At 72.9% G+C, this 12293-nt stretch carries 12 protein-coding genes; 9 read left to right on the plus strand and 3 right to left on the minus strand.

Annotated elements, in window-relative coordinates; all coding sequences use genetic code 11:
- Positions 1–106: 106 nt before the first annotated feature.
- Complete coding sequence (locus ACSU6M_RS25320; protein ID WP_437072546.1) at positions 107–1105, minus strand: TAXI family TRAP transporter solute-binding subunit; 999 nt, start codon at positions 1103–1105, stop codon at positions 107–109.
- Between the two features lie 144 nt (positions 1106–1249).
- Here ACSU6M_RS25320 and ACSU6M_RS25325 point away from each other — a divergent pair, with 144 nt between their 5' ends.
- From ACSU6M_RS25325 to ACSU6M_RS25340, 4 genes are read left to right on the plus strand one after another with little or no spacing between them, the layout of a single operon-like run.
- Positions 1250–1705, plus strand: coding sequence for a MazG nucleotide pyrophosphohydrolase domain-containing protein (locus ACSU6M_RS25325; protein ID WP_437072548.1), 456 nt, complete (start codon positions 1250–1252; stop codon positions 1703–1705).
- Positions 1706–1763: 58 nt separating this feature from the next.
- Positions 1764–3293, plus strand: a complete 1530-nt coding sequence (gene miaB / locus ACSU6M_RS25330; RefSeq protein WP_437072550.1) for a tRNA (N6-isopentenyl adenosine(37)-C2)-methylthiotransferase MiaB — start codon at positions 1764–1766, stop codon at positions 3291–3293.
- A gap of 35 nt (positions 3294–3328) precedes the next feature.
- Positions 3329–3598 carry a hypothetical protein gene (locus tag ACSU6M_RS25335; RefSeq protein WP_437072552.1) on the plus strand — a complete coding sequence of 90 codons (270 nt, stop codon included), beginning with the start codon at positions 3329–3331 and terminating at the stop codon, positions 3596–3598.
- 35 nt (positions 3599–3633) lie between these two features.
- Positions 3634–4350, plus strand: a complete 717-nt coding sequence (locus ACSU6M_RS25340; protein ID WP_437072554.1) for a class III extradiol dioxygenase subunit B-like domain-containing protein — start codon at positions 3634–3636, stop codon at positions 4348–4350.
- 82 nt (positions 4351–4432) lie between these two features.
- On the opposite strand, the gene ACSU6M_RS25345 is transcribed toward ACSU6M_RS25340, so the two are convergent.
- Together ACSU6M_RS25345 and ACSU6M_RS25350 are read right to left on the minus strand one after the other, a co-directional pair.
- Complete coding sequence (locus tag ACSU6M_RS25345; protein ID WP_437072555.1) at positions 4433–4744, minus strand: antitoxin; 312 nt, start codon at positions 4742–4744, stop codon at positions 4433–4435.
- Positions 4745–4769: 25 nt separating this feature from the next.
- Positions 4770–5054 carry a hypothetical protein gene (locus tag ACSU6M_RS25350; protein ID WP_437072556.1) on the minus strand — a complete coding sequence of 95 codons (285 nt, stop codon included), beginning with the start codon at positions 5052–5054 and terminating at the stop codon, positions 4770–4772.
- Between the two features lie 183 nt (positions 5055–5237).
- Here ACSU6M_RS25350 and miaA point away from each other — a divergent pair, with 183 nt between their 5' ends.
- The 5 genes from miaA to ACSU6M_RS25375 all read left to right on the plus strand — a co-directional run bounded on the left by miaA (position 5238) and on the right by ACSU6M_RS25375 (position 12268).
- Positions 5238–6176, plus strand: a complete 939-nt coding sequence (gene miaA, locus ACSU6M_RS25355) for a tRNA (adenosine(37)-N6)-dimethylallyltransferase MiaA (RefSeq protein WP_437072557.1) — start codon at positions 5238–5240, stop codon at positions 6174–6176.
- A gap of 108 nt (positions 6177–6284) precedes the next feature.
- Positions 6285–6854: a hypothetical protein gene (locus ACSU6M_RS25360; protein ID WP_437072558.1), complete on the plus strand. Its 570-nt coding sequence runs from the start codon at positions 6285–6287 to the stop codon at positions 6852–6854.
- 154 nt (positions 6855–7008) lie between these two features.
- Positions 7009–7878 carry a diaminopimelate epimerase gene (dapF, locus tag ACSU6M_RS25365; RefSeq protein ID WP_437072560.1) on the plus strand — a complete coding sequence of 290 codons (870 nt, stop codon included), beginning with the start codon at positions 7009–7011 and terminating at the stop codon, positions 7876–7878.
- Between the two features lie 313 nt (positions 7879–8191).
- Positions 8192–10663, plus strand: a complete 2472-nt coding sequence (locus tag ACSU6M_RS25370) for a RelA/SpoT family protein (protein ID WP_437072561.1) — start codon at positions 8192–8194, stop codon at positions 10661–10663.
- Positions 10664–10750: 87 nt separating this feature from the next.
- Positions 10751–12268 (plus strand): M1 family metallopeptidase, encoded by a 1518-nt coding sequence (locus tag ACSU6M_RS25375; RefSeq protein WP_437072562.1) that lies wholly within the window; start codon positions 10751–10753, stop codon positions 12266–12268.
- Positions 12269–12293 lie beyond the last annotated feature (25 nt).

The raw sequence follows: 12293 nt of genomic DNA on the forward strand, positions 1-12293 counted from the left end.
CGGTCCGGGCCGGACAGCTTCGGGCCGGCGGGCCGGTCCCGCAGCAGGGCTCCGTCGGTTACGGCCAGCGGCGTGCCGTCGGCTACGGCCCGCAGGGCTCCGGCGGCTACGGCTTGACCGAGCGGTAGTAGCGCCGGGCGCCCTCGTGCAGCGGTACGGGGTCGGTGTAGATCGCCGTGCGCAGGTCCACCAGCTGGGCCGAGTGGACGTCCGCGCCGATGCGGTCGCGGCTCCTGATCACGGTCCGGGTGAGCCACTCGGTGAGCTCGGCGTCGGTGTCCGCGCGCGTGACGAGCAGGTTGGACACCGCCATGGTGGGCACCGGCGTGCCGTGCTGGACGGCGGGATAGGCGGACTCCGGCATGACGGTGGGCCGGTAGTAACGGGTGGCGCCGCCCCTGCTCTGCAGTTTGGCCACGAAGTCGGCGTCCAGCGGGACGAAACGCAGCGCGAAGTCGTCGGCCAGCCTGGTGATGCCGTCCGTGGGCAGCCCGCCGGACCAGAAGAAGGCGTCGATCGCGCCGCTCCTGAGCCCGTCGGGGCCGGTGTCGATGCCGTCGGACAGCGGGGTGATGTCCGTCTGCGGATCGATGCCGGCGGTCTGGAGCACCTGGGTGGCGATCAGCCGTACGCCGGAGTCGGGCAGCCCTATGGCGACCCGCTTGCCCTTGAGGTCCTCGACGGACTCCACCTGCGAGTCGCGCGGGACGACGAGGTGCACATAGTCGTCGTACAGGCGCGCGACTCCGCGCAGCTGCTCGGCGCCCGGGCCGCCGTCCTCGCGGTACGTCTCCACCGCGTCGGCCGCGGCGATGGTGAAGTCGGCGGTCCCGGTCGCCACCCGAGCCACGTTCTTCTGCGAGCCGTCGCTGAGCTGGAGCCGCACCTCCAGATCCGGCATGTTCCGCTTGAACGCCTGTTGCAGGAGGCTGCCGTACTTCTGGTAGACGCCCTGCGGCGTCCCCGTGCTGAACGTGATCGACCCGCTCGGCGGCTCCTCGCCCAGCGGCAGCAGCCACCACAGCAGCAGCCCGAGCGCCACGAACGCGGCACCCGCGCCCTGCAGGGCACGGCGCCCGCCGATCCGGGAGAGAAGCTTGACCATGGGCCGGATCCTGCCAGCCGGAACACGGTACTGACCAGGGGCGGTGCCCGAGACGGGGCGCAGGCCGGTGCCACCGGGGGCGTGCCGGGGGAGGGCCGCTCCGGGGACCGGGGGACTGTCAGTGGCGGCCGTTAGAGTCGCCGTATGAGCTCTTCCGCCGTCGACCTCGACCCTTCCGGCCCCACCGTCCCGGCCCGCACCTCGCCCGCCGCGCTGGTCCGTGAGTTCCACCTGGCCTTCGGCCTGGACGCCCGCAGCACGCCCACCGAGATCGCGCCCGAGCTCGCCGCGCACCGCGGTGAGCTGCTCGCCGAGGAGGCCGCCGAGGTCGCGGAGGTCTCGGTGTCCGGCCCGCTGGACAAGCTCGCGCACGAGCTGGCCGACGTGGTGTACGTGGCGTACGGCACCGCGCTGGTCCACGGCATCGACCTCGACGCGGTGATCGCCGAGATCCACCGCTCCAACATGACCAAGCTCGGCCCCGACGGCCAGGTGGCCCGCCGCGCCGACGGCAAGGTCCTCAAGGGCGAGCACTACGAGGCCCCGGACGTCGCGGCCGTCCTGCGCCGGCAGGGCTGGACGCCCGGCGACGGGGCCTGAGCCGCCCGCGGGCGCACGCCGGGACACGGCTCTCCGCGGACCGCCTACCCTTGAACGCATGACCAGCAGCAGCGACCGGAGCCCGGCAGTGGACGTTCCAGGACCCAAGACCTACGAAGTACGCACCTACGGGTGCCAGATGAACGTCCACGACTCCGAGCGCCTGTCCGGGCTGCTCGAAGAGGCCGGCTACGTCCGCGCACCCGAGGGCTCGGACGGCGACGCCGACGTCGTGGTCTTCAACACGTGCGCCGTGCGCGAGAACGCCGACAACAAGCTGTACGGCAACCTCGGCCACCTGGCCCCGAAGAAGGCCAGGCGCCCCGGTATGCAGATCGCGGTCGGCGGCTGCCTGGCGCAGAAGGACCGCGACACCATCGTCAAGCGGGCGCCCTGGGTCGACGTCGTCTTCGGCACGCACAACATCGGCAAGCTGCCGGTGCTGCTGGAGCGCGCCCGCGTCCAGGAGGAGGCGCAGGTCGAGATCGCCGAGTCGCTGGAGGCGTTCCCGTCCACGCTGCCGACCCGCCGCGAGAGCGCGTACGCCGCCTGGGTGTCCATCTCCGTCGGCTGCAACAACACCTGCACCTTCTGCATCGTCCCGGCGCTGCGCGGCAAGGAGGAGGACCGTCGTCCCGGCGACATCCTCGCGGAGATCGAGGCGCTGGTCGGCGAGGGTGTCTCCGAGATCACCCTGCTCGGGCAGAACGTCAACGCCTACGGCTCCGACCTGGGCGACCGCGAGGCGTTCAGCAAGCTGCTGCGCGCCTGCGGTGAGATCGAGGGCCTGGAGCGGGTCCGCTTCACCTCGCCCCACCCGCGCGACTTCACCGACGACGTGATCGCCGCCATGGCCGAGACGCCGAACGTGATGCCGCAGCTGCACATGCCGCTGCAGTCCGGCTCCGACGCGATCCTGAAGGCCATGCGCCGCTCCTACCGGCAGGAGCGGTTCCTCGGGATCATCCGCAAGGTCCGCGAGGCCATCCCGCACGCCGCGATCTCCACCGACATCATCGTGGGCTTCCCCGGCGAGACCGAGGAGGACTTCGAGCAGACGATGCACGTGGTCCGCGAGGCGCGGTTCGCCAACGCCTTCACCTTCCAGTACTCCAAGCGCCCCGGCACCCCGGCCGCCACCATGGACAACCAGATCCCCAAGGAGGTCGTCCAGGCGCGCTACGAGCGTCTTGTCGCCCTCCAGGAGGAGATCTCCTGGGAGGAGAACAAGAAGCAGATCGGCCGGACCCTCGACGTCATGGTCGCCGAGGGCGAGGGCCGCAAGGACGGCACCACCCACCGGCTGTCCGGCCGCGCCCCCGACAACCGCCTGGTCCACTTCACCAAGCCGGAGCAGGAGGTGCGCCCCGGCGACGTGGTCACCGTCGAGGTGACCTACGCCGCCCCGCACCACCTCCTCGCCGAGGGCCCCGCGCTGAAGGTGCGCCCCACGCGCGCGGGTGACGCCTGGGCCAAGCGCAACGCCCAGGAGCAGGAGAAGAAGCAGGGCGTCATGCTCGGGCTGCCCAAGATCGGCGCTCCGGCCCCGATGCCGGTGACCAGCGGAAGCGGCTGCGGCTGCGACTGACCGCCTGGCACCCTACGGGTGGGAGGGAGCGCCCTATGCTGCCGTACGCCGTCGCCTTCACCGAAGAGGCCGCCCAGGTCCGGGACAGCCTGTCCGCCGACCGGCGGGATGTGCTGGAACGCGGCCTGGCGATACTGGTGACCGATCCGCGGCACAAGCTGTCCCGATCGGTCCGCGGCGACGAGTCCACGCGCGAGATCGCCCTCTCCCGCAACCTGTTCATCGAGTACGTGATCAGTGACGGCAAGCTGGTCGTGCTGGTCGTCACGGTGATCGACCTGACGGACGTGCTGATCGAGGAGTGACGCCCCCGGCGGGCGGGGGCGTTACGCTGCCGATCATGCTTGTCGCCGCCGCAGTCTGCCCCTGCCCTCCGCTGCTGGTCCCCGACGTCGCCGCGGGCGCCGCTCCCGAACTGGACGCCGCGCGGGCCGCGTGCGCCGACACCCTGGGGCTGCTCGGGGCGGCCAGGCCCGAGCTGCTGGTGGTCGTCGGACCGGTCGACGAGGCCGGACCGACGTGGTATCCGCAGGGGACGCCCGGTTCGTTCCGGGGCTTCGGGGTCGGCCGCGAGGTCACGCTGGGCCGGGCCGCGGGGGACGGGGCCGGGTCCGGCGTACTGCCGCCGTCGCTGGCCGTCGCCGGATGGCTGCTGGAGCGAGTGGACTGGGCGGACGCGCCGATCGAGGGAGTCGGTGTGGGGGAACCGCTCGCGGCCGAGCGGTGTATCCAGATCGGAAGCGACATCGCCGCGCGGGCCGAGCGGGTGGCGCTGCTGGTGATGGGTGACGCCAGCGCGTGCCGGACGGTCAAGGCGCCCGGCTACCTCGACGAACGGGCCGAGCCGTTCGACGCGGAGGTCGCCCGGGCGCTGGGGGCGGCCGACCTCGGCGCTCTGAAGCGGCTGGACGCCGGACTGGCCCGCGAGCTGAAGGTGTCCGGACGGGCCCCCTGGCAGGTCCTCGCGGGCGCGGCCGAGGGCGCGGGCCTCACGGGCACCTTGCTGTACGAGGACGCGCCCTACGGGGTGGGGTATCTGGTGGCGGCCTGGTCCTAGTCCGAGCTGTTCCCCGGGCGCGCGGGAACGGCGGACGGCCGCGGAGGCGGGCTCCGCGGCCGTCCGCCGTGCGACGCGTCGGTCAGGACGCCGGCGGGGCGGCCGGCGGCGGGGCGGCCGGCGGCGGGGAGGCCGGCGGCGGTGAGTCCGGCGGCGCGGCGGGGCGGTCGGCGGCCCCGGTGCCGTCCTTGTGCGCGAGTCGGTCCATGGCGTCCTTGGCCTTGCCCGTCCCCGTGTGGATCTTGTCGTGGTACTTGCCCTTGGTCTTCTTGTCGACGGCCTGAGCCGCCTTGTCCAGCCCGTGCTGGATCTTGTCCCCGTGCTGCTGCGCGAGGCCCGAGACCTTGTCCTTCGCCGGGGAGAGCTTGGCCTTCAAGTTGTTCAGGAGACCCATGGTCCACCTTCCGTCGCGGGGCGGATTACGTGTGGGCGCCCTCGCCGGCCTCGTTGTCGGCCGCCTCCTCCGCGGACTGCTGCTTGGGGATGCCGACCGTGTCGGCGTCCGCGCCGGACTCCTTCGCCGACGACTCCGTCACCGCCCCGGCGACGGCCTCGGCCGGCTCCGGCGCCGTCTTCGACGTCCCGGAAGCCGCATCCGCCTCGGCCGCTTCGGCTCCGGTCGCCGGCTCGGCGGCCGGTGCCTCGGCGGTCGACGTCTCCTCCGTGGCCTTGGACCTTCGGAGAAGTCGCGCAAAAACGCCCATATCCACTCCATACGTTACTCGTGCGGGGGAAATCCCGCGTTGCCCGGAGCGTCCGATTGCGTCGCCCGGGTCACCGCCTCTCGCGCATGGGCGGCGAGAACCTCGCATCGGGCAACGAGGCCGCGAGGCCACCGTCACGTAACTCGTTCGGGGTCATCGCCCGAGGTTTGCGAAACTGGTGCGGTGAGCAGCGCAGCCCCCGCCCCCCGAGTCATCGCCGTCGTCGGACCCACGGCCGCCGGAAAGTCAGATCTGGGCGTCTTCCTCGCCCGGCAACTCGGCGGCGAGGTCGTCAACGCCGACTCCATGCAGCTGTACCGGGGGATGGACATCGGTACCGCCAAGCTGACGCCCGAGGAGCGGGGCGGGGTGCCGCACCACCTCCTGGACATCTGGGACGTGACCGTCACCGCCTCCGTCGCCGAGTACCAGCGGCTCGCGCGCGAGCGCATCGACGCCCTGCTGGCCGAAGGGCGCTGGCCGATCCTGGTCGGCGGCTCCGGCCTCTACATCCGGGGGGCCGTCGACAACCTGGAGTTCCCCGGCACCGACCCCGAGGTCAGGGCCCGGCTGGAGGACGAGCTCACCCTGCGCGGCTCCGGCGCGCTGCACGCCCGGCTCGCCGCCGCCGACCCCGAGGCCGCGCGGGCGATCCTGCCGAGCAACGGACGCCGCATCGTCCGCGCCCTGGAGGTGATCGAGATCACCGGCCAGCCCTTCACCGCCAACCTCCCCGGCCATGACTCCGTCTACGACACCGTTCAGATCGGCGTCGACGTGGCCCGCCCGGAGCTCGACGAGCGCATCGCGCGCCGGGTCGACCGGATGTGGGAGGCCGGCCTGGTCGAGGAGGTGCGGGAGCTGGAGGCGCAGGGGTTGCGAGAGGGGCGTACGGCCTCGCGCGCGCTCGGCTACCAGCAGGTCCTCGCCGCTCTCGCGGGCGACTGCACGCTGGAGGAGGCGCGTCTGGAGACCATCCGTGCCACCAAGCGCTTCGCGCGCCGCCAGGATTCATGGTTCAGGCGGGACCCGCGGGTGCATTGGCTCAGTGGGGCCGCGGCGGATCTCACGGAACTTCCGCTCCGGGCACTGACGTTGGTCGAACGACCGGTTACAGCCTGATCACGTCATGGCATCGGGACGCCCCGGCCGTCATCGGGGCCTCCGACGCCGTGCCATCATCGAGCTTCGATCGACCAAGTGGAGTCCGAGTTGGGAGGGCGCGTGGCGATGGAGGCCGGCCCTCGCGACACCGCACAAGACACCGAATCCGTCCGGGACGCCGAGTCCCTGGAGGGCACCGAGCCCGTGGGGCACGGCGAGTCCGTGGCGAACGGCGAGCCCGTCGCCGTCGACGGCGCGGACGCCGAGGAGCAGCGGCTGAACTCCGACGGGCCGGACGAGACGCCGGACGGCGTGACCGACGACGGTCCGGAGCCCGAGGAGATGTTCGCGGGCGGCCCCGAGGTCGAGGTCGAGCTGCGCCCCCAGCGCAGGCTGCGGCTGTGGCAGCTGGCGCCCATCGTGGGGCTGGCCGCGCTCGGCTCCCTGATGTTCGCCTTCCCGCTCGCCTTCGACTTCGGCGACAGCGGTGCCGTGATCGCCATGCTGGGGCTGCTGATCTCGTCCTGCGCCGCGGGCTGGGGCATGATGGCCGCCCGCCGCGTCGGCTACACCTGGCCCGGCCTGCCCCAGCGCGGCTCCGGCCGGCGGCCCGACTGGCGGGTGGTCCTCGCCTACGTGGTCGTGGTCGTGGCCGTGGTCGTCCTCGCCGTGTGGCGGGTCGCCCGACTGCGCTGACGGCACGCGGATCAGCGGGCGCCGCGGTGGCGGTCGCCGGGTGACCGGGGGCGCCGGGTGATACGCGGCGCCGGGTGATGCGGGGTGCCAGGTGATACGGGTGCCAGGTGATACGGGGCGCCGGAGTGTCGTACCCACCCCGTACGATCGAGGAATGAGCACGCGGATCGCCTTCCTGAAGGGCCACGGCACCGAGAACGACTTCGTGATCGTGCCGGACCCCGACAACGCCCTCGACCTGTCCCCGGCCGCCGTGGCCGCCCTGTGCGACCGGCGCGCGGGCATCGGCGGTGACGGGCTGCTGCACGTCGTGCGGTCCGCCGCGCACCCCGAGGCGCGGGAGATGGCCGGCGAGGCCGAGTGGTTCATGGACTACCGCAACAGCGACGGCTCGATCGCGGAGATGTGCGGCAACGGAGTGCGTGTGTTCGCGCGCTATCTCCAGCGCGCCGGTCATGTGGCCGAGGGAGATGTCGCGGTCGCCACGCGTGGGGGCGTGAAGAGCGTGCACCTCGCCAAGGACGGTGATGTCACCGTCGGCATGGGCAAGGCACGGCTCCCGGAGGGGGACGTCACGGTGAGCGTGGGCGAGCGCAGCTGGCCCGCGCGGAACGTGAACATGGGCAACCCGCACGCGGTCGCCTTCGTCGACGACCTCGCCGACGCGGGGACGCTGTACGAGGCGCCGCCGTTCAGCCCCGCCTCCGCCTACCCGGACGGGGTCAACGTCGAGTTCGTCGTCGACCGCGGGCCCCGGCATGTGGCGATGCGGGTGCACGAGCGCGGCTCCGGCGAGACCCGTTCCTGCGGCACGGGCGCGTGCGCGGTCGCCGTCGCCACCGCCCGCCGCGACGGCGCCGACCCGGCGGTCACCGGCACCCCGGTGACGTACACGGTGGACGTGCTCGGCGGCCGCCTCGTGATCACCGAGCACCCCGACGGATCCGTCGAGATGACCGGTCCCGCGGTGATCGTCGCCGAGGGCGAGATCGACGCGGACTGGCTGGCGGGTCTACGGGGCTGATCCGGCGCCCGGTGCCCGGTGCCCGGTGACCGGCGGCCGACGGGCCGGGGACGGCGACACGCCCGCCGCCAGGCGAGTGACCGGACGCCGGTTCGACGCCGCAGGCTCCTGCGCTTACGCGGTTCCCAAACCGTAAACCTCCTTCGCTTCGCTCGAATGGGTGATCCGTTTCACGCTCGGCGAGAGGCGGTCAGCCGGGCGTGATGGGCTCGGTAGCATCAAGCACCGGCCCGGACGGGGACGGTCGCCTTTTCCCTGAGCCGTGTACGCCACGGGGCACCCCGTCCGCCGGTCCACGCAGCCGGAGGTGCCCATGAGTGCGGAGGCCACGAACCCCGCGACCCCAGGCCCGGTGGCCGGCGCCCTGACCGGGCTGCCGACGACCCCGTCGGCGCCCCGCAAGAGGGCCCGCCCCCGGATCGACCTGCGGCGCCTGGGCCGGGCCGCGCTGCTCGGCCCCGCCACCCGCGACCGGCTGCCGGACGCGATCGGCCACGTCGTCGACGCGCACCGCGCCCACCACCCCGACGCCGACATCGAACCGCTGCGCCGCGCCTACGTCCTCGCCGAGTCCTCGCACCGCGGCCAGATGCGCAAGAGCGGCGAGCCCTACATCACCCACCCCCTCGCGGTCACCCTCATCCTCGCCGAACTCGGCGCCGAGACCACGACGTTGACCGCCTCCCTGCTGCACGACACCGTCGAGGACACCGAGGTGACCCTCGATCAGGTCGGCGAGGAGTTCGGCGAGGAGGTGCGCTATCTCGTCGACGGTGTCACCAAGTTGGAGAAGGTCGACTACGGCGCCGCCGCCGAGCCCGAGACCTTCCGCAAGATGCTCGTCGCCACCGGCAACGACGTCCGCGTGATGTCGATCAAACTCGCCGACCGGCTGCACAACATGCGCACCCTCGGGGTGATGCGCCCCGAGAAACAGGCGCGCATCGCCAAGGTGACGCGGGACGTGCTCATCCCGCTCGCCGAACGCCTCGGCGTCCAGGCGCTCAAGACCGAGCTGGAGGACCTGGTCTTCGCGATCCTGCACCCCGAGGAGTACGAGCACACGCGGGAGTTGATCGTCGAGAACACCGCGCGCGCGGACGACCCGCTCGCCGAGATCGCCGACGAGATGCGCACCGTCCTGCGCGAGGCCGACATCGCCGCCGAAGTCCTCATCCGACCCCGGCACTTCGTCTCCGTCCACCGTGTCGCCCGCAAGCGGGGGCAGCTGCGGGGCGCGGACTTCGGCCGGCTGCTGGTGCTGGTGAACGAGGACGCCGACTGCTACGGGGTCCTGGGCGAGCTGCACACCTGTATGACGCCCGTCGTCTCGGAGTTCAAGGACTTCATCGCCGTACCCAAGTTCAACCTCTACCAGTCGCTGCACACGGCCGTGGCCCGCCCCGACGGCCAGGTCGCCGAAGTCCTCATCCGCACCCACCAGATGCACAAGGTCGCCGAGGCAGGGGTCGTCGCCCTCGGCAACCCGTACGCGCCCGCGTCCGACGACCCCGCCGAGGGCGAGCGCGCCGACCCGACCCGGCCCGGCTGGCTCTCCCGCCTTCTGGACTGGCAGCGGGCCGCCCCCGACCCGGACACCTTCTGGTCCACCCTGCGCGAGGACCTCGCCCAGGACCGCGAGATCACCGTCTTCCGCCCGGACGGCGGCACCCTCGGCCTGCCCGAGGGCGCGACCTGTGTGGACGCGGCCTACGCCCAGTACGGCGAGGACGCGCACGCGTGCATCGGCGCCCGCGTCAACGGCCGGCTGGCCACGCTCAGCACGGTGCTGCGCGACGGTGACACCGTGCAGCTGCTCATGGGCCAGGACCCGGCCTCCGAGCCGTCACGGGAGTGGCTCGACCATGCCCACACGCCGGCCGCCCGGATCGCCATCCAGCGCTGGATCGCCACGCACACGGCGACCGCCGAGCCGGGGGAGCAGTCCGCGGTGCTGCCCGAGACGGAGAAGGGTGCGCAGGTCGGCACGCGGGCCGTCGTACCGGTGCCGGCGCCGCCGGAGCGACCGTATCGGAGCGGGTCGGGGAGCACCGACGGGGCGAGCGGGTCCGGGAGCGCCGACGGAGCCACTGGGCCAGGTAGGGCCAGTGGGGCCAGCGGGGCGGAGGGCGCTGACGCGGCTAGTGGGTCCGGTAGCGCGTACGGCAAGGACGCGGCCGGGACCGCCGGTCGCAGGACCGGGGCGGGGCGCGACGGCTCGGTCACCGGAGCGGAGGCCGCCGACGGGACGACCGGGCCGGAGGCCGCCGGCGACAGAAGTGCCGCCCGTGCCCCCGGTGCCAGGGGTGCCGCCCGTGCCCCTGGTGCCACGGGAGGCACCGGTGCCCTCGTGGTCGACCGCCCCACCGCCACCGTGCGCCTCGCCCGGTGCTGTACCCCCGTACCGCCCGACGAGGTCACCGGATTCCCCGTGCGCGGAGGCGTGGTGACCGTGCACCGCGTGGAGTGCCCGGCGGTGGCGCGTATGGCGGACGCGGGGCGCGCGGAGGTCGCTGTGCGCTGGGGGGACGGCGCCCAGTGCCGGGTCACCCTGTTCGCCGAATCGTTCGTCCGGCCGCATCTGCTGGCCGACCTCACCGAGGCCATGGCCCTCCAAGGCGCCGAGATCGTCTCGGCGAGCGTGGAACCGCCGAGCCAGCAGCGGGTGCGGCACACGTACACCCTCACCCTCCCGGACGCCGCCCGGCTGCCCGCGCTGATGCGGGCCATGCGGGACGTGCCCGGCGTGTACGACGTGAGCCGTGCGCAGGCGGACGGCACCTGACACCCCCCGTCCACCAAAAGACCCCGTTCGAGTGGGCCCCACGCGCGTCGTCGCCGCCCGGCAGGTCCGCGCTGGTAGCCGTGGTGCATGCTGCTCACTTCCCGTGTCACGCCACGCCGCGACCCGAGCGCGGGGCCCGGTCGCCCAGGTGCCCGCTCCCGTCGGCTGAGGGCCGCCCTGCTGGCGTCAGCCGTCTCCGTCTGCCTCGTCGCCGCGAGCGCCCCGCCCACGCCGCTGGGCGTCGGTGACCGTCTCTTCCCGCACCTGGGGAACCCGGGCTACGACGTGGCGTCGTACGACCTGGCCTTCACCTACACCGGCTCCAACCGCAAGCCGCTCCGGGCCGTGACCACGATCGACGCCTGGACCACCGAGGCGCTGGAGCGCGTGAACCTCGACTTCGCGCACGGCGAGGTGGAGTCCGTCGAGGTCGACGGCGAGCCCGCCGAGTTCGCCGCCGCCGGGGAGGACCTGGTGGTCACGCCGCGGGACCCGCTGGGGAAGGGCGACTGGACGCGGATCACCGTGCGGCACACCAGCGACCCCGTCTACGACGAGGGCCGCGAGGGCGGCTGGGTACGCACCGGGGACGGCCTGGCCATGGCCAACCAGGCCGACGTCGCCCACCTGGTCTTCCCGTGCAACGACCACCCCTCCGACAAGGCCATGTTCACCATCCGGGTCTCCGCCCCCGACGGCTACACGGCCGTCGCCAACGGGCTGCAGACCGGCGTGGACCGCGCGCGCGGGACGACGACCTGGACGTATCGCACCCGCCACCCCATGGCCACCGAGCTGGCGCAGGTCTCCATCGGCCGCTCCACCGTGCTGCACCGCACCGGCCCGCACGACCTGCCCGTCCGCGACGTCGTGCCCACCGCCCACCGCAAAGAGCTCGAACCGTGGCTGGAGAAGACGCCCGGGCAGATCGAGTGGATGGAGGGAAAGGTCGGGCGCTACCCGTTCGAGACGTACGGCGTGCTCATGGCCGACGCGACGACCGGCTTCGAGCTGGAGACGCAGACCCTCTCCCTCTTCGAGCGGCGGCTGTTCACCGAGCCCGCCTACCCCCGGTGGTACGTCGAGTCGATCATGGTGCATGAGCTGGCCCACCAGTGGTTCGGCGACAGCGTCACCCCGCGCACCTGGTCCGACCTGTGGCTCAACGAAGGACATGCCACCTGGTACGAGGCCCTCTACGCGGAGGAGAAGGCCGGCCGGCCGCTCCAGGCGCGGATGAAGGCCGCCTACGGCGCCTCCGACCGCTGGCGCGCGAGCGGCGGGCCCCCGGCCGCCCCGAAGGTGCCCGACCCCGGCAGCAAGATCAGCATCTTCCGTCCGAACGTCTACGACGGCGCCGCGCTCGTCCTGTACGCGCTGCGCCAGGAGATCGGCCGACCGGCGTTCGAGCGCCTGGAGCGGGCCTGGGTCACCCGGTACCAGGACGGCACGGCCGGCACCGACGACTTCGTGCGGCTGGCGTCGGAGATCTCCGGACGCGATCTGCGCGCCTTCCTGGAGGACTGGCTGTACGCCGAGAAGACGCCGCCGATGCCCGGACACCCGGACTGGAAGCCGGCCGCGCCGACGGCGGCCGGGAAATAGCCGGGGAATAACGCGGTGACGAGAC

The organism is Streptomyces sp. enrichment culture, assembly GCF_964272895.1.
Taxonomy (GTDB): Bacteria; Actinomycetota; Actinomycetes; order Streptomycetales; family Streptomycetaceae; genus Streptomyces.

Excerpts from the sequence above, each read along its gene's own strand:
- ACSU6M_RS25320 (WP_437072546.1), bottom strand. The coding sequence starts at position 1,105 with ATGGTCAAGCTTCTCTCCCGGATCGGCGGGCGCCGTGCCCTGCAGGGC.
- ACSU6M_RS25325 (WP_437072548.1), top strand. The coding sequence starts at position 1,250 with ATGAGCTCTTCCGCCGTCGACCTCGACCCTTCCGGCCCCACCGTCCCG.
- miaB (WP_437072550.1), top strand. The coding sequence starts at position 1,764 with ATGACCAGCAGCAGCGACCGGAGCCCGGCAGTGGACGTTCCAGGACCC.
- ACSU6M_RS25335 (WP_437072552.1), top strand. The coding sequence starts at position 3,329 with ATGCTGCCGTACGCCGTCGCCTTCACCGAAGAGGCCGCCCAGGTCCGG.
- ACSU6M_RS25340 (WP_437072554.1), top strand. The coding sequence starts at position 3,634 with ATGCTTGTCGCCGCCGCAGTCTGCCCCTGCCCTCCGCTGCTGGTCCCC.
- ACSU6M_RS25345 (WP_437072555.1), bottom strand. The coding sequence starts at position 4,744 with ATGGGTCTCCTGAACAACTTGAAGGCCAAGCTCTCCCCGGCGAAGGAC.
- ACSU6M_RS25350 (WP_437072556.1), bottom strand. The coding sequence starts at position 5,054 with ATGGGCGTTTTTGCGCGACTTCTCCGAAGGTCCAAGGCCACGGAGGAG.
- ACSU6M_RS25360 (WP_437072558.1), top strand. The coding sequence starts at position 6,285 with ATGGAGGCCGGCCCTCGCGACACCGCACAAGACACCGAATCCGTCCGG.
- dapF (WP_437072560.1), top strand. The coding sequence starts at position 7,009 with ATGAGCACGCGGATCGCCTTCCTGAAGGGCCACGGCACCGAGAACGAC.
- ACSU6M_RS25370 (WP_437072561.1), top strand. The coding sequence starts at position 8,192 with ATGAGTGCGGAGGCCACGAACCCCGCGACCCCAGGCCCGGTGGCCGGC.
- ACSU6M_RS25375 (WP_437072562.1), top strand. The coding sequence starts at position 10,751 with ATGCTGCTCACTTCCCGTGTCACGCCACGCCGCGACCCGAGCGCGGGG.